The organism is Rhizobium sp. A22-96, from assembly GCF_053521805.1.
The window spans coordinates 90,027-106,131 of record NZ_JBNWDQ010000006.1; the positions used below are offsets into that span (position 1 = coordinate 90,027).

General features: G+C 59.3%; 16 protein-coding genes and 1 riboswitch. Of the genes, 11 read left to right on the plus strand and 5 right to left on the minus strand.

Annotated elements, in window-relative coordinates; all coding sequences use genetic code 11:
- Positions 1-11: 11 nt before the first annotated feature.
- From ACQZ6F_RS25160 to ACQZ6F_RS25170, 3 genes are all read left to right on the plus strand, one after another.
- A complete protein-coding gene (locus tag ACQZ6F_RS25160) occupies positions 12-794 on the plus strand; it encodes a glucose 1-dehydrogenase (protein WP_174074657.1) in 783 nt (260 codons plus the stop codon).
- Positions 795-892: 98 nt separating this feature from the next.
- Positions 893-1,037, plus strand: a riboswitch (FMN riboswitch).
- A gap of 114 nt (positions 1,038-1,151) precedes the next feature.
- Positions 1,152-1,796, plus strand: a complete 645-nt coding sequence (gene ribB / locus ACQZ6F_RS25165; RefSeq protein WP_449094479.1) for a 3,4-dihydroxy-2-butanone-4-phosphate synthase — start codon at positions 1,152-1,154, stop codon at positions 1,794-1,796.
- 235 nt (positions 1,797-2,031) lie between these two features.
- Entirely contained in the window at positions 2,032-3,066 is a 1,035-nt protein-coding gene (locus ACQZ6F_RS25170; protein WP_449094480.1) for a sterol desaturase family protein, read from the plus strand.
- A gap of 45 nt (positions 3,067-3,111) precedes the next feature.
- Here the strand turns inward: ACQZ6F_RS25170 and ACQZ6F_RS25175 are convergent, their stop codons facing one another.
- A complete protein-coding gene (locus tag ACQZ6F_RS25175) occupies positions 3,112-4,149 on the minus strand; it encodes a LacI family DNA-binding transcriptional regulator (RefSeq protein WP_449094481.1) in 1,038 nt (345 codons plus the stop codon).
- A 137-nt stretch (positions 4,150-4,286) separates the two neighbouring features.
- Here ACQZ6F_RS25175 and ACQZ6F_RS25180 point away from each other — a divergent pair, with 137 nt between their 5' ends.
- Positions 4,287-4,604, plus strand: coding sequence for a MocE family 2Fe-2S type ferredoxin (locus ACQZ6F_RS25180; RefSeq protein WP_449094482.1), 318 nt, complete (start codon positions 4,287-4,289; stop codon positions 4,602-4,604).
- Positions 4,601-5,839 carry an NAD(P)/FAD-dependent oxidoreductase gene (locus ACQZ6F_RS25185; RefSeq protein WP_449094483.1) on the plus strand — a complete coding sequence of 413 codons (1,239 nt, stop codon included), beginning with the start codon at positions 4,601-4,603 and terminating at the stop codon, positions 5,837-5,839. The genes ACQZ6F_RS25180 and ACQZ6F_RS25185 overlap by 4 nt, the downstream gene beginning before the upstream one ends.
- A 157-nt stretch (positions 5,840-5,996) precedes the next feature.
- On the opposite strand, the gene ACQZ6F_RS25190 is transcribed toward ACQZ6F_RS25185, so the two are convergent.
- The 3 genes from ACQZ6F_RS25190 to ACQZ6F_RS25200 are packed head-to-tail and all read right to left on the minus strand — an operon-like array spanning position 5,997 to position 8,488.
- Positions 5,997-6,434 (minus strand): SRPBCC family protein, encoded by a 438-nt coding sequence (locus ACQZ6F_RS25190; RefSeq protein WP_449094484.1) that lies wholly within the window; start codon positions 6,432-6,434, stop codon positions 5,997-5,999.
- Between the two features lie 9 nt (positions 6,435-6,443).
- Positions 6,444-7,277, minus strand: coding sequence for a phosphoenolpyruvate hydrolase family protein (locus ACQZ6F_RS25195; protein ID WP_449094485.1), 834 nt, complete (start codon positions 7,275-7,277; stop codon positions 6,444-6,446).
- Positions 7,274-8,488: a Tm-1-like ATP-binding domain-containing protein gene (locus tag ACQZ6F_RS25200; protein WP_449094486.1), complete on the minus strand. Its 1,215-nt coding sequence runs from the start codon at positions 8,486-8,488 to the stop codon at positions 7,274-7,276. Before ACQZ6F_RS25200 ends, ACQZ6F_RS25195 begins: the two co-directional genes overlap by 4 nt.
- A 99-nt stretch (positions 8,489-8,587) precedes the next feature.
- On the opposite strand from ACQZ6F_RS25200, the gene ACQZ6F_RS25205 reads away from it, so the two are divergent.
- Positions 8,588-9,988 (plus strand): aminotransferase-like domain-containing protein, encoded by a 1,401-nt coding sequence (locus tag ACQZ6F_RS25205; RefSeq protein WP_449094487.1) that lies wholly within the window; start codon positions 8,588-8,590, stop codon positions 9,986-9,988.
- A gap of 46 nt (positions 9,989-10,034) precedes the next feature.
- Here the strand turns inward: ACQZ6F_RS25205 and ACQZ6F_RS25210 are convergent, their stop codons facing one another.
- Positions 10,035-10,751, minus strand: a complete 717-nt coding sequence (locus tag ACQZ6F_RS25210) for a GntR family transcriptional regulator (RefSeq protein WP_449094488.1) — start codon at positions 10,749-10,751, stop codon at positions 10,035-10,037.
- A 144-nt stretch (positions 10,752-10,895) separates the two neighbouring features.
- Here ACQZ6F_RS25210 and bioB point away from each other — a divergent pair, with 144 nt between their 5' ends.
- The 5 genes from bioB to ACQZ6F_RS25235 are packed head-to-tail and all read left to right on the plus strand — an operon-like array spanning position 10,896 to position 15,994.
- Positions 10,896-11,885: a biotin synthase BioB gene (gene bioB / locus ACQZ6F_RS25215; protein ID WP_449094489.1), complete on the plus strand. Its 990-nt coding sequence runs from the start codon at positions 10,896-10,898 to the stop codon at positions 11,883-11,885.
- Positions 11,882-13,027 carry an 8-amino-7-oxononanoate synthase gene (locus tag ACQZ6F_RS25220; RefSeq protein ID WP_449094490.1) on the plus strand — a complete coding sequence of 382 codons (1,146 nt, stop codon included), beginning with the start codon at positions 11,882-11,884 and terminating at the stop codon, positions 13,025-13,027. The genes bioB and ACQZ6F_RS25220 overlap by 4 nt, the downstream gene beginning before the upstream one ends.
- Positions 13,024-13,662: a dethiobiotin synthase gene (gene bioD, locus ACQZ6F_RS25225; protein WP_449094491.1), complete on the plus strand. Its 639-nt coding sequence runs from the start codon at positions 13,024-13,026 to the stop codon at positions 13,660-13,662. The genes ACQZ6F_RS25220 and bioD overlap by 4 nt, the downstream gene beginning before the upstream one ends.
- Positions 13,659-14,939, plus strand: a complete 1,281-nt coding sequence (locus ACQZ6F_RS25230; protein WP_449094492.1) for an adenosylmethionine--8-amino-7-oxononanoate transaminase — start codon at positions 13,659-13,661, stop codon at positions 14,937-14,939. The genes bioD and ACQZ6F_RS25230 overlap by 4 nt, the downstream gene beginning before the upstream one ends.
- Positions 14,936-15,994, plus strand: coding sequence for a beta-ketoacyl-ACP synthase III (locus ACQZ6F_RS25235; protein WP_449094493.1), 1,059 nt, complete (start codon positions 14,936-14,938; stop codon positions 15,992-15,994). The genes ACQZ6F_RS25230 and ACQZ6F_RS25235 overlap by 4 nt, the downstream gene beginning before the upstream one ends.
- The last annotated feature ends 111 nt before the right edge of the window (positions 15,995-16,105 follow it).

The following is a 16,105-nucleotide window of genomic DNA, read 5'->3' on the forward strand; positions in this document are numbered from 1 at the left end:
AGGAAAAGAGCATGCAACGCTTCGAAAACAAGACCGTCGTCATTACCGGCGCAAGCCGAGGGATCGGTGCCGCGATTGCCAGACGTTTTGCGCGCGAAGGCGCCAATCTGGTAGTGTCGGCCAATGAGGACGCCGTCCATGCGGTCGCTGAGCAGATCACGACCGATGGCGGAAAGGCGATCTCCTTTGTTGGCGACGTTACCGACAAGGCTAGCGTCAAGTCTCTGTTCGATGCCGCCGAACAGGCCTTTGGCGCCGTCGATGTTTCCATCCAGAATGCCGGCGTCATCACCATCGCCCGCATCGAGGACATGACCGAAGGCGAGTGGGACAAGATCATGGCCGTCAACACCAAGGGCGTCTTTCTTTGCGCCCAGGAAGCCATCGCCCGGATGCGCAAGCATGGCCGCGGTGGCCGCCTCATCAACACGGCCTCCGGTCAGGCGCGTGCTGGCTTTATCTACACGCCACATTACGCAGCCTCGAAGATGGGCGTCGTCGGCATCACCCAGAGCCTTGCCAAGGAAGTCGCCACCGAGGGCATCACCGTGAACGCCTTCTGCCCCGGCATCATCGAAACCGACATGTGGGCCTACAACGACCAGGCGTGGGGCAAATTGCTCGGCAATTACGGTCCGGGCGAACTCATGAAGGAATGGGTCGAAGGTATCCCCATGAAGCGCGCCGGATCTGGCGAGGACGTTGCGGGCCTCGTTACCTTCCTTGCAAGCAACGATGCGGCTTACATCACCGGCCAGACCATCAATGTCGATGGCGGCCTGATCATGTCGTAGCGGCCACATGGACAGACTGTTCAGTCTTTGAACCGATTGAAAGGCAGCAGGACGCCAGGCACCCTCTTGCGATACCGGCTGCCGATCACCTATCTTAAGAATGTTCTCAGGGCGGGGCGTAATTCCCCACCGGCGGTATCGAGGCAACTCGGAGCCCGCGAGCGCCCTCGTGAAAACGAGGGGTCAGCAGATCCGGTGAAATGCCGGAGCCGACGGTCATAGTCCGGATGGAAGAGAGCAATGCTGCAAACGCCACCTCGCGTGGTGTTTCGCATCCTTGTTCGCCCAAGGGAAAACGGTGGCCGCGAACCGGCCATGGATGCCACGCAAGTGGCTAACCCTTGAAAGGCAGAAGACATGGCAATTGCCAAAATAGAAGATGCAATAGAAGCGATCTCGCGTGGGGACATTGTTGTCGTTGTCGATGACCGTGACCGCGAGAACGAAGGCGACCTGGTGATCGCGTCTGACGCCATCAGCGCCAAGGCCATCGCATTCATGATGAACCACGCACGGGGGCTGATCTGTGTCGCGATGGAAGGACAACGGCTCGACGAGCTTGAAATCCCACTCATGGTTCCGCGCAACACGGAAGTCTTAAAGACCGCTTTCACGGTATCCGTCGATTACATTCCGGAAACGACCACGGGAATCTCTGCGGCTGACCGGGCTGCGACTGTCCGCGCGCTGGTCACGACCGGCTCCCGCCCCGACGATTTCGCGCGTCCGGGTCATATCTTTCCTTTGCGTGCGCACCCGGAAGGCGTTCTCGGCCGGCCCGGACATACCGAAGCCGCCGTCGATCTGGCCAGACTTGCCGGGCGGACAGCATCCGGCGTGATCTGCGAAGTCGCAAATGACGACGGAACAATGGCGCGTCTGCCTGACCTCGAACGCTTCGCGGAGCGTCATGGCCTGCTTCTGGTGACGATCGAAGACCTCCAGGCCTATCTCTCGCACAAGCGCCGCGACACTTTCACCCCGGAGAGTTCCGTAGCGTAACCAATGACAGGATAGTCGGCTCAAAAGCTGGATGTCCCATAACGTCCGTTGGAAAAAGACATATAAGGCGAGCGAGGCAATCCAGCAAAGGATTGTACCGCTCGGCCGTCCTCACGGAATGGGAGGCCCTGCCCGACGCCACCGCATGATCAATTCTCATCAAATCTCTGCTGTCGCGCCACCTTGGCATGAAACACAGTGATGGCATGATTTTTTCGACATGGGAGGCAGCACGATGGACGATACGCTCTATGGCAAGCGGGACAAGCGCGGAGACTGGAAGCCGAACAAGCTCCTCAAATATCCGCCGGTTTTCATCTGGCCGGCTCAGCCGATCGGCTTCCTGAAATGGTTCTTCGGATATCCCGGCTATCTCATGCCTTGGAACACGGTCTATGCCGTCATCGGCACGCTGCTGTGGCTCTATGCAACGCCATCCATGGAGACCATGAAGACCTTCAAGCTGGGTTGGATTGCCTATCTTCTCGCCCGCAACGCTGCCCTGGTCGTCCTGTTCTTCGGCGCGTTTCATCTGCGTCTTTATATGCAAAAGAAGCAGGGAACGACCTTCAAATATAACAGCAAGTGGCCGTCCAAGGACAACTCCGCATTCCTTTTCAGCAATCAGACAATCGACAATGTGATCTGGACTTTCGCAAGCGCCATCCCGCTTTGGACCGCTTTCGAAGTTCTGACTTTATGGGCCTTCGCAAACGGCATCATTCCCTATGTCGATTTTGCTGAACACCCGATCTACTGCGGCTTGATCATGCTGCTGATCCCGACATTTCGCGATCTGCACTTCTATCTCGTCCACCGCTTGATCCACTGGCCGCCGCTTTATCATGCCGTTCACAAGCTGCATCATAACAATGTCAATCCCGGGCCATGGTCAGGACTGGCAATGCATCCGGTCGAACATCTGCTCTATTTCTCAGGTGTGCTGATCCACTGGATCATACCTTCCAACCCAGTCCACGCCCTTTTTCACCTCACGCATGCTGCGCTGGCGCCGGCCCCGGGACATGCGGGTTTCGACAAAATCATTGTCGGAAACGAAACCGCCATCGACACGCATGCCTATGACCACTACCTGCATCACAAATTCTTCGAGTGCAATTATGCCGATGGCGTCATTCCGCTCGACAAGTGGTTCGGCACTTTCCATGACGGGTCCAAGGAGGCGGAGGATCGTATGAACAAGCGTTTCATGGAGAGGGCAAGGCGCCGCCTTGAAAAGCAGGCGCACCGCTCTGCGGCATCGGACTGATGCCATAGGCCGCGACCGGAATTGCCGGGCGCGCCGGCATCTCCATTAGACCGGCGCCGCGGACTGCCCGATATTTTCTGATGTGAAGGTCAGGAACGGTACGGGCTCCTGACTGACCGGCACGTCGATAATCCCGATCCTCGAAAGGACCGTGTCCAGCGCGCGCCTCGCCTGGGTTTCCGGCGCTTGATCCAGAACCAGCGTCATCAGTCCGGATGAAATAAAGCCGCGCGTTTCGTCGTTGAGCTCATGCGCGATCCAGACGACTTCTTTCTTCTCTCGCTCCCGGTAACGCTGAAGCACGGAACCGACCCCCAGATTGGCGCCTCCCGCATTATAGACGCCGACAATATCCGCCCTGCGGCGCAGAGCTTGTGTCAGCATCTCGGCGGATCTTAAATCGTCATCGTGGCCGAACACGACCTCGGAAAACTGAAGCGCAGGATTCCGCTGGGTCGCGATGTAATCGGAGAAACCACGGACGCGCTCCTTGTGAATCCGATATGCCCAGCTGTGGCAGACGGCAACGATGCTCCCGGCCGCCTGTGGAAGCATTCGCGACATATAGAAGCCGGCGGTTCGGCCGGCCGCATAATTGTCGATCCCCACGAATACGTCGTCCCTGCCACCCGTATACGAAACGATCTGCACGACTTCGACGCCGCTGGCACGGGCCTGTCGCAGGCTCTCCGTGATTTTCGGATGGTCAACGGCGACAACAATCAGTCCGTGCCGCCGGATTGCGCTACTGGCGATATAAGCTGCGAATTTTTCAGGATCACTTTCCTCAACGAAGGTTCGATGAAGGCTGATCGAGCTGTCGAGCGATGCGGCAATCCGTTCGAACGCGCGGTTGAGCCTGCTGAAGAAGGGCGTTTCCGGCCTTACCAAGATCACCTCGATACGGATCGTCCCGCGATAGAGGTTCGGGATGCCCCCCTTGTATCCCAACTGCTTCGCCGCCAGCACCACCTTCTCGATCGTTTGCGGCCTGACCCCGCCTCGTTCGTTCAGAACACGTTCGACGGTTGCAATGCCCACGCCTGCCGCGGTCGCAATATCGACCAAACGGGTTTTCTTCATTCCGCTCCTCCTTGAGGAAAAATGATCATAATCGGCGTGGAATGTGAAGCGGCAATTCGCCCATGGTCGGACCTGTACAGACGTTTGGGAAAACCGGGCACAGTCTGTGCCGGAAGACGATGGCGAGGAGGCAGGAAATGACGACATGGATAGATGCATGTGGAGCCGTGGAGATAGATCAGGAAGACGTTATCCGGTTCGATCATGCCGGACGAACCTTTGCGATCTACAGAAGCCCGGACGACGAATTCTTTGCGACAGACGGATTGTGCACCCATGAAAGGATCCATCTGGCCGACGGACTTGTCATGGACGATATCATCGAATGTCCGAAGCATAACGGCCGCTTCAGCTACAAGACCGGCGAAGCTCGGGGCGCACCAGTTTGCATCAACCTGAAAACCTATCCGGTGAAGCTGGAAGGCGATCGCGTCATGATCGGAATCGGAGCATGAGCGACGGTGCGGGGGTTGTCATCGTCGGGGCGGGAGAATGCGGCGCGCGGGCGGCGCTGAGCCTGCGGGAAAACGGCTATCCTCATCCCGTCACCCTCATCGGCGACGAAGTCCACCTCCCCTATGAACGGCCACCTCTTTCGAAACAGCTGTTACTCGCAGAGGCAACGCCCTCGGCGCCGCCCGTCCTCACGGACATCATGCTCGGCGAACAAGGTATTCAACATATCGGCGAAGCATTGGTCGAGGCAATCCATCCCGCCGACAGGCAGGTGATCCTGTCAGACGGTCGGGCGCTGCCCTATGAAAAGCTGCTGCTGACGACGGGAGCGACACCACGGCGCCTGCCGAATGCGCCGGCGAGCAGCCGCATCCACTATCTAAGGACCATAGACGATGCGCTGGAGCTTCGCCCCTGGATCCGGGCCGGTACGCATATTGCAGTCCTCGGTGGTGGTTTCATCGGCCTGGAGGCCGCCGCCTCGGCGCGCAGCCGTGGGGCCGAGGTGACGGTAATCGAGTCCCAGGAACGCATTCTCAAGCGTGGCGTGCCCGAGGCTATCGCTGAAATGGTCGAGACATTGCATCGGCGCAAGGGCGTCGTTGTGAGATGCGGCGCGACGGTTCTTCGGATCGAGGCCGATGACCGGCGCGTCGAAATCCTCCTCTCGGATGGCGCTGGGATTTCGGCGGATGTGCTGGTCGTCGGGATCGGCGCACAGCCGCGCACCGAGCTTGCCCTCCAGGCCGGCCTTGCCGTGGATAATGGGATCGCCGTCAACGAACGTCTCGAGACGTCAGTCGCGAATATCTATGCTGCCGGCGACTGCTGCTCGTTTCCGCACCCGCTCTATGGCGAACGTCGGCTTCGGCTGGAAGCCTGGCGCAACGCACAGGATCAAGGCATCCTCGCTGCGGCAAATTTGGCAGGCGGGGCAAGCCGCTATGAGGCCGTTCCCTATTTCTGGTCGGATCAATTCGATCATACCTTGCAGATTGCCGGGCTCGTCGACGAAGGGCGGACGGTTGTTCGACGAGACCTGGGCGACACTGCCTTCATCCTCTTTCATCTTGACGACGCACAGAGGCTGGTTGCTGCAAGCGGGATAGGCCAAGGCAACCGGATCGCCAAGGACATGAAACTGAGCGAGATGCTGATTGCAAAACAGATAACGCCGTCAATCGATGCCCTGACCACAGCGTCGAGCCTGAAGAGCTTGCTGCCGAGAGCTTAGATTTCGTGGATAGAAATTGCCTGAGGCATCGGAGCTTGATCCGAAATCGCCGCAGGAAAATGGACCTGGTGCACCATGCCATGATGCGCGGAGCGTCCCTGCGACGCTCCGCCTGTTAGTCTCTTAACACCAGCCCTATTGGCGCTTCCCGACATATCTAGCGTTTCAACTTCTCCTGCAGCGCGGCCCAGCCTGCCGCGAAAACATGCGTGGAAACAATTTCGGCATATTTTCCGGTATCTTCCGGTTCCTCATCGAATGTCGCGAACCATTCGGCAAAGGTCCGGTGGCCTTCCGTAATCGGAAGCAGCCTTATGCCGGCTATATAGTTTTTGACCGGAAAGGCAGGCTTCACAAAGCTGTAGGACAGCGAATGATCGAGGTCGCTGAGAGCGATCAGCTGCTCGCGCACATGGGCACCGTCCGTGAGGTGAAATGAGCGGATGCAGCCGACATCGCCGCTGCTTTGGCCGCCTTCGATTTCGCTTCTTGCAATGGCTGGATGCCAATCCGGCAGGCCGTTGAAGTCGCGCACAACCCTCCATACGGTTTCAATCGGCGCATCGATCACCGCGCTTGCATATGCCTTGGCCACATTCCCCTCCTAATGCTGGATGACGAGATTCTTGAAAGCTTGCGTCTGCGCGACGAGGGCTTTTTCCACCGGCAGACGCTCCATGCTGGATGCACCATAGAACCCGTGGCAGCCCGGGCACCGCTGCAGAATGTAGCGTGCATCCTCCGGCTCGGCGATCGGACCGCCATGGCACAGGACGATGATATCGGGATTGACGCTGCGGGCAGCCGCGGCGATTGCATTGACTTCCTCCACGCATGCTTCCAGCGTGAGCGCGGTGTCGGCGCCGATCGCTCCGCCCGTCGTTAGCCCCATGTGCGCGACGATGATATCGGCCCCAGCCTCGGTCATCGCCCGCGCATCTTCGGCCGTGAAGACATAGGGCGTGGTGAGCAGGTCCCTGCTGCGCGCCAGCTTTACAAGCTCCACCTCAAGCGCGTAGCCCATGCCGGTCTCTTCGAGATTGGCTCTGAACCTGCCGTCGATCAAACCGACGGTCGGGAAATTCTGAATGCCGGCGAAGCCCAACTCCTTCAGCTGGTCAAGGAAATGATCGAAGTTGCAGAAGGGATCGGTGCCGTTCACTCCAGCGAGGACCGGCGTGTGTTTGACCACGGGAAGGACTTCACGTGCCATGTCCAGCACGATCTCGTTGGCATTGCCATAGGCGAGAAGACCGGCGAGTGAGCCTCTTCCAGCCATGCGATACCGGCCGGAATTGTAGATGACGATCAGATCGATGCCGCCGGCTTCCTCGCACTTGGCCGAAAGGCCGGTGCCTGCGCCGCCGCCGATGATCGGAATCTTCGCGTTGATCTGCTGGCGAAACTTGTCCAGCAACTGGCTTCTTTTGAATTTCATACGAACGGCCTCTGGCTGATTTCATGGAAATGTCGGACGACTTCGGAGCAGAACTCCGGTGAATTGATTGCGTGCGGCACACGGAGAACCTGGCGTTCATCGCTCTGCTGTACTGTGCTTTCAATGGCATCGAACAGCGCCGCATCGGCTTGCGGATCATGGAAGGCCTGCCCGGGAGCATCCAGAAGAGAGACCCCTCCCAGCGGCAACAGGAAGCGCACCGGTCCAATGCTGCGGTTCAGGCGTTCGCCGATCCATTTGCCCATCGCCACGTTCTCGTCGACCGTGGTGCGCATCAGCGTGATCTGCGGATTGTGCACATAGAGATTGCGGTGACGATATTTCTCGGGAACGGTGTCGATCCCGGCGAAGTTCACCATGTCGAGAGCACCACAGGAGCCGACATAAGGTAGCTTCGACTGGGCCAGAAAGCCAAACCGCTCCTCGGTCGCCGGCAGAATGCCGTCGAACAGGAGATCGCAGACTTCGGTCGTAGTGATGTCCAGAACACCGGCGAGATAGCCGGACGCGGCAAGCTTTTCCATCGATTGACCGCCGATGCCGGTCGCATGGAACACCAGGCATTCGAACCGGTCGCGCAATTGCTCGACGACCTGGGTAATGCATGGCGTCGTAACGCCGAACATGGTCAGCCCCAGCGACGGCCTGTCGTCCTGCTCCGGCTCCTTCCGATTGCGGACCATTCCCGCGATCGAATTGGCGGCATTCGCCAGAACCGTTCGTGAAATACGGTTGAGCCCGGCAATGTCGGTGATCGAATTCACCATGGATATGTCGTTCGGGCCGACATAGGCGCTGATATTGCCGGCAGCCACAGTCGAGACCATGACGCGCGGTGTGCCGACCGGCAGGATGCGCATGGCCTGCGTGACCATCGCGGTTCCCCCCGAACCGCCAAGGCCGATGACGCCGCCGACATCGTTGCGCGATTGGATAAAGCGTTCAAACGCCAGCCCCATCGCCGAGACCGCGGAGCCCCGATCACCGGTGAAGACGGCTTTGACACCGTCGGGATGGAAACCGGCAACCGATCTCGCATCGATATCGACATTGGCCGAGGGTGTCGCCGTCGAAAGATCAACCAACACAACAGGCATCCCCTGCCCCTTGATCAGTTCGGCAACATAGCGCAGCTCGTCGCCCTTGGTATCGCAAGAGCCCGCCACATAAATGGTCTTCGGCATCGTCATCGTTTCCTCCTCCAGTCTTTTCCATCCCGTTCTCCGCCAACCAAGTTGCTCCATTTTGAGAGATCTGACAAAGTCCACTTGTCGAGAAGTGGACCGCAAATGAACAAGATTTCATCGGCAAGGATCAGCCGGCTCATTGGCAATTGGCGTGGCCTCGAAGGCAAGATTGGCCATCAGCTAAGCTTGGCACTTGCGAAATTGATAGCGGCGAGGGAGTTGCCCGTCGGCGGCATGCTGCCATCGGAACGCGCTCTGGCGACGGCGCTTGCCATCAGCCGGGGAACCGTGGTTGCGGCCTATGCCTCGCTTCGGGATGCTGGAATACTGGATAGCCGCCATGGCAGCGGCCACCGCATTATCGCATCTGCAACCACGTCCGGCACCGCGCATACGCGTCTTGCCGGCGAGGTCTTGGCACGGCCACAGGATATCGACATGACCAGCGGCGCTCTGCCGCCATCGCCCGTTCTTACGAGAATGCTTGCGGCATTGCGCGGCGCCGATCTTGCAGGCGTGGCCACTGGCCTTGGCTATGATGCCGCCGGCCTGCCGACGCTCCGCTGGGCTGTCGCCCGTTACTATTCCGACCTGGGCCTGCCGACCCATCCGGACAATATCCTGATTACCAGCGGTGCGCAGCAGGCGGTTTGGCTTCTCGCCAATGCACTGGTCGATGCGTCGGACGCAGTCGTGGTCGAAGATCCCGTCTATCGCGGCTCGCTGGAGGCGTTCCACAGACGCAATGCGAGGATCATTCCCGTCGCGGTCACGCAACATGGCCTCAACATGGAGCAGCTCGAAAAAGCCCTGAAGAACCGGCCAAAGCTGCTCTATCTGTTTCCCGAGGCGCATAATCCGACGGGACGGTCGCTGGATGAGGCAAGCCGTCGTCATCTGGTGCGACTGCTGGAGCGCTATCCCACCTTCCTCGTAGAAGACGGCGCGCAAAATGAGCTTTCGACCCTTGCGGGAACGACACCACACCCACTCGCAGGCCAGATGAACCCTGAGATGGTCGCGACGATCGGAACTCTTTCCAAACTATTCTGGGGCGGGCTCCGCATCGGCTGGATTCGCTCCGTCCCTTCGGTCATCAAACGTCTTGCAAGCTTCAAGGCGGTCGACGACCTCGGCTGTTCCATGTTCGACCAGCATCTTGCCGTCGGCTTGCTTGAAAACATTGCGGAAGCGCGGATCTACCGTCACCAGGAAGTGGTGGGCCATTTGAAGATCGCAGAGGATCTTATCGCGGAACGCGCCCAGGGCCGATGGCATTGGGCACGCCCGGCGGCGGGCACTGCCATGTGGATCCACATGCCCGGTGTGGATACCGTGGCACTGTGCCAGGAAGCACAGCGCCACCGCTTGTTTTTGTCGCCCGGCTCGGGATATTCCGCACACGAAAACTTTGGCGACTTCATCCGCCTGCCCTTTGTCCGCCCGCCCGCAACCATGCAATTTGCCATCGACACGATCTGCAATCTGACAGCGGACGCATAAGCAGCCATCGGCGTTCATGCCGGCGTGCACCCCACGCCCCCCAATGCTAGGCTGGCCGACCCTTGCCGCTCAGTTTGCCACTTGGTCGTGCAGAAGCTAGTCCAGTTCGGATGTCTTGAACGTCGGGCTGCATTGAATCGGCGCCGTTTTCCGTCTCGGGCTGCTCCAACCGGCGAATATGGGCATCCAGCATCGCGATGGCCCCGCTGATGTTCCTTTCCTTCAATGCATTCAGGATCTTCCGGTGAGCATTGCTCGATACAGGCTGCCATCCTGCCGTCCGGGTCGCGGAAAAAATTATCCGCGAATTCGCGAGCTGGAGATCGTCGAGCATGGTCAAAAGCCTCGGCATTTTGCAGGGGGCGACAAGGGCCCTGTGAAAAGCGCGGTTCGCCTGTTCCCACTCCGTTATGTTCTTCGCTTGGTCGCCTGCGATCAAAGCTTCCTCGATCTTTTCGTGACTGGCGGCATTCATGCGCGGGGCGGCCAGCCTGAGTGCCAGGCTCTCCAGAGATGCGCGAATCTCCACGATTTCCTGGATTGACCACCCGTCCAGCGGGGCAACGCGAATACCTCGGCGTGGCTCGCTGACGACTAGGCCACGAGCCCGCAAAAGCTGAAAGGCTTCGCGCGCGGGCACATGGCTCGCCTCGAACTCTTCGGCGACTTTATCCTGCCGCAGCGCCGTTCCCGCCGCCAACTCTCCCGACACGATTCGTTCCCCGATGACGCGCGCAATGCGCTCCGCGACTGTCTCTGCCATACGATCCTCATAGATTATCTATAATAATACAGTTTGATCGACCTACCTAGAGGCCATATCTTGATATTTGGCAGCATAATTATAGATTATCTATTAATCAAGGGCGACTATGCGCTGCCGTTCCGCCGCCCTGGGAGAATTGCCATGCCGGAGAAGGAAGCGGCCATCGCGCCACAAGGCGAACTCAAATCTTGGACACTCGACACTGCGCGCGTGCTTTACGACCTGCCTTTCAACGATTTGCTGTTCAGGGCTCACACCATCCACCGAGAGAATTTCGACCCCAACCACGTTCAGCTCAGCAAGCTGCTCAACATCAAGACAGGGGGCTGTCCCGAAGATTGTGGATATTGCAGCCAGTCTTCCCACCACGCCTCTAATGTGAAGGCATCAAAGCTCATAGACACCGCCGAAGTCATCGCCGAGGCCCGCAAGGCAAAGGCGCAAGGTGCGACCCGCTATTGCATGGGGGCAGCCTGGCGCAGCCCGAAGGCACGGGACGAGGCAGCCATCGTCTCGATGATCGAAGAGGTTAAGGCGCTCGGGCTGGAGACCTGCATGACGTTGGGAATGCTGTCGCCGGAGCAGGCTCGCACCTTTGCTGAGGCAGGGTTGGATTACTACAATCACAATCTCGATACTTCCGAGCGCTTCTATCCTCAGGTCGTCACGACACGCACGTTCGGCGACCGGCTGGAGACGCTGGCTCACGTCCGGGAGGCCGGCATCAAGGTTTGCAGCGGCGGCATTTTGGGGCTGGGCGAACAGGAGGATGACCGGATCGACATGCTGGTGACCCTGGCAAATCTGCCAACCCCACCGGAAAGCGTGCCGATCAACATGCTGATCCCCATTCCCGGCTCACGCCTGGCGGAAGCCAAACCTGTCGATTCCATAGGCTTCGTTCGGATCATTGCTCTTGCCAGATTGATGATGCCGCAATCGCATGTCCGCCTGACGGCCGGACGAGCGGCGATGAGCGACGAAATGCAGGCGCTTTGTTTCTTCGCCGGTGCCAATTCGATATTTATAGGCGACACGCTCCTGACGACGGCCAACCCCGGAGATGATCGCGACAACAGCCTTTTGCGCCGGCTTCGGCTTGAGCCGATGACATTGGAGGCGCATGAATGACGGTCGATTTGCGCCAGCGTTATGAGGTGAAACTCCGACAACTCGCCCAGAAGGGCCGCCATCGGGACCTCAGCCGCGACACTGGATCGGATTTCACCTCCAACGACTATCTCGCGCTGACCTCGTCGCCGCGCATGCGCGCGGCCCTTGTCGATGCTCTCGATCGTGGCGTGCCGATGGGCGCCGGCGGGTCGCGCCTGCTACGGGGCAACCATGCCGAACACGAAGCGCTTGAACAGGAAGCGGCCGCATTCTTTGTGTGCGAGCAAATGCTCTACTTCGGCAGCGGTTACGCCGCCAATCTCGCTGTTCTCTCAACCCTGCCGCAACGCGGAGATCTCATTGTCCACGACGCCCTGATCCATGCGAGTGCGCATGATGGAATGAGGACGGGACGGGCCGATGTGGTGTCGGTGGCGCATAATAATGCGGATGCGGTCGAGGATGCCATCCTTGCCTGGCGCAAGCGAGGAGGCACCGGCGTACCGTGGATTGTCGTCGAAAGCATCTATTCGATGGATGGTGACCGCGCGCCGCTTTCGGATCTGATCGAAATTGCCGATCGCAACGACGGCTTCCTCTACATCGATGAGGCGCACGCAAGCGGCGTTCATGGCGTTGGCGGGCGTGGCTACGCTGCAGGACTTGAAGGACGAGATAATGTCATCGTCTTGCACACCTGCGGCAAGGCTCTGGGTGCCGCCGGGGCACTGGTCGGCGCCAACCGCACACTGTGCGAATTCCTCATCAATCGGGCTCGCCCCTTCATCTACGCAACAGCACCATCCCCCTTGCAGGCCGCGAGCGTCCGCGAGGCACTGGCCATCCTCGCTGACGAGCCGGAACGGCGCCGAGTGCTGCATGGCCTCATCGCCTTTGCAAACGAACAATTTTCCGAACGTCTGGGCGTGCCCGGCAGCGGCACGCAGATTCTTCCTGTTATCGTCGGTGAAAACGCACGCGCCACGCATCTGGCCGAGCGCATGCGCGCGGACGGTTTCGATATTCGCGCTATTCGACCGCCCACGGTTCCGCATGGGACCGCGCGGCTGCGCATCACCATCACGCTCAATGTCGACCGACCGACCATCGCAAACATGGTCGAGCGGCTCGCCGAGCTCATTGCGACGGAGATTTCATGAGCAACTGTCTCGTTGTGACGGGCACCGATACGGACATCGGCAAGACGGTCTTTTCCGCCGCGCTCACAGCTGCCCTCAACGCCTCCTATTGGAAGCCGGTCCAATCAGGGCTGGATGGCGAAACCGACAGCGAAACGATCGCCCGACTTGGGCGGATTCCGCAGCATCGTATCCTGCCCGAAGCATGGCGCCTGAATACTCCGGCCTCACCGCATTTGTCAGCCCGGATCGATGACGTTGCGATAGCGCCTGATCTGTTGACATCCCCCGCGACACAATTGCCACTCGTCATCGAGGGGGCTGGTGGATTGCTTGTTCCTTTGACGCGGGAACAAACCTTTGCCGACGTGTTCGCGCGCTGGCGCTATCCGACCATTCTGTGCGCTCGGACCGCCCTTGGCACCATCAACCACACATTGCTTTCGATTGAAGCACTGGAGCGACGGCAAATACCCATCCTCGGCGTGGCCTTCATCGGTGACGCCCAGCCCGATACGATGAGTATCATCGGGGAGATGGGTCGTGTTTCCATCCTCGGCCGCCTACCGCATCTTGATCCGTTGACGCCGGAGACATTGCACCGGGCCTTTGCAGAGCAATTCGATCTTTCCGGATTTCGCGAGGCCTTGGCATGACGGCGATCTACAGCCCGCAATCGCCGATCTGGCATCCTTTCACCCAGCATCAGCTTGAACCGGCCTTCAAGAAAATCGCGCGAACCGAGGGAGCCTACCTGTTTGACCAGGACGGCCGTTCCGTTCTCGATGCCATTTCTTCTTGGTGGGTCATCACCCACGAGCACCGCCATCCCCGCATCACGAAGGCGATCCACGATGCGGTGGAGAAACTCGACCAGCTGATATTTGCTGAATACAGCCATGAAGCCGCCGAGGCATTGGCGCGCGGTCTCATTGATCTCGCCTCGCCCGGACTGGCACATGTTTTCTTTTCAGACAGCGGATCCACCTCGGTGGAAGTCGCCCTGAAAATGGCCCTTGGAATGTTTCACAATCGGGGGACGCCACGCTCCCGCATTGTCGTCATGGAACACAGCTATCACGGCGATACCATCGGTACGATGTCGATTGGAGCACGTGGGGTGTTCAATGCAGCCTACGAACCATTGCTGTTCGACGTCGCAAGCATTTCATTCCCTGTGGCGGGCCGGGAGCAGCAGACACTCGACGAGCTTGAGGCATTCTGCCGGCGCGGAGACGTCGCCGCCTTCATCGTCGAACCCTTGGTGCTGGGGGCTGGCGGGATGAAAATGTATCCGCCTCATCTCTTGACCGAGTTTCGGCGGATAACGGCACAGTATGGAACCTTGCTAATCGCCGACGAAGTCATGACTGGTTGGGGACGGACAGGCACTTTGCTCGCCTGCGAACAGGCGGGCATTTCTCCGGACATACTCTGCCTTTCCAAAGGAATAACGGGCGGCGCGCTGCCGCTCGCCGTGACGCTCTGTACGCCGGAAATATTCGACGCACATTTGTCCGATGACCGTGGCCGCATGTTTTTTCATTCCAGCTCCTATACCGCCAACCCCATCGCTTGCGCGGCGGCCGTGGCAAATCTGGAAGTCTGGCGAGAGGAACCCGTTATGGCCCGCATCGCGGCCATCGAGGCAATGCATCGTGAATGGTTGGCGAAATTCCGGTTCGATCCACGCTTTACCGGTGTCCGCCAGCAGGGCACGATCGCCGCGCTTGATCTTGCCACCGGAACGAATGGGTATCTCTCCGAGGTTGGCCCGAGGCTTCGAAACTTCTTCCGCGAGAGAGATCTCCTCATACGACCTTTGGGCAATGTCATTTATCTGATGCCCCCTTATTGCGTGGGGGAACGGGATCTGCGGCGAGCCTATGAAGCCATCGATGAGGCCGCCGACTTTATTGGGTTCTCGGCATGAGGGCCTGGTCGAGCAGAATAGCAGGCCTCGGTCACTACGTTCCGAAACGCCGCATCGACAACGCCGAAATTGAAGCACGCCTGGGTCTGGCGGAAGGCTGGATTGAACGCAGGACCGGTATACGCGCGCGCCATTGGGCCGCGCCCGGCGAAAGCCTGACCGACATGGCGGCGCAAGCCGGGTCCATGGCGCTCGATCATGCGGGCATCGATCGTGCGGCCGTTGCACTGACGCTGCTGGCAACATCCACGCCTGATCATCTCCTGCCGCCTTCGGCACCGTTGCTCGCGCACAAACTCGGTCTTCAGGCATCGGGAGCGATCGACCTCGCAGGCGCGTGTTCGGGCTTCCTGTACGCGCTGGTGCTTGCCGATGGCTTTATAAGAGCCCAGAACAGTCCCGTTCTGGTGGTCGCTGCGAATATTCTGAGTAGGCGCATAAATATGGAAGAGCGGGCAAGCTCCGTGGTCTTTGCCGATGCTGCCGGCGCCGTGCTTCTCGTTCCATCGGAAGATCCACAATCAGGTATCATGGGCATTGAGCTGATTTCGGAAGGCTCGGCCTACGATCTCATTTCCATCCCGTCCGGAGGCAGCGTCCGTCCCTTCCATCCCGGCATCGAGCCTAATTCCGTGAATATGACAATGCAGGACGGGAAAGCGGTTTTCCAGAAAGCCGTCCGCATCATGAGTCAATCGGCGTCGCGGGCCTTGAAGCGTGCCGAGATATCCTCGCAATGTATCGACCGCTTCATCCCCCATCAGGCGAACGCCCGAATTATCGATGCAGTCTGTGACGAGTTGGCAGTTCCGCTCGAAAAGTCCGTACGCACGATCGGCGAATTTGGAAACTCATCGGCGGCGACGATTCCGCTCTCAATGTCGCTGGCCAATCGTGAGCGACCGTTTGTCGCCGGCGAGCAACTGCTGCTTGCCGCGGCAGGCGCCGGCATGACCGGCGGAGCGGTTGTCGTTCGAATGCAGGAGGCCTTGCCGGTGCCGACAAGCGAGGCCGGCCCGCGGATATCGATGTCAAGGCCGCCCGTTCCGGCATGAATGCCCAATTGCTCTCAGACGAGCAAAGCGCCCCGCACACGCAAAACCCGCTTGAAGAGAGGCAATGGCGTTCCACCACCATGAGTGCCCCACCAATCGATGTACCGAGCT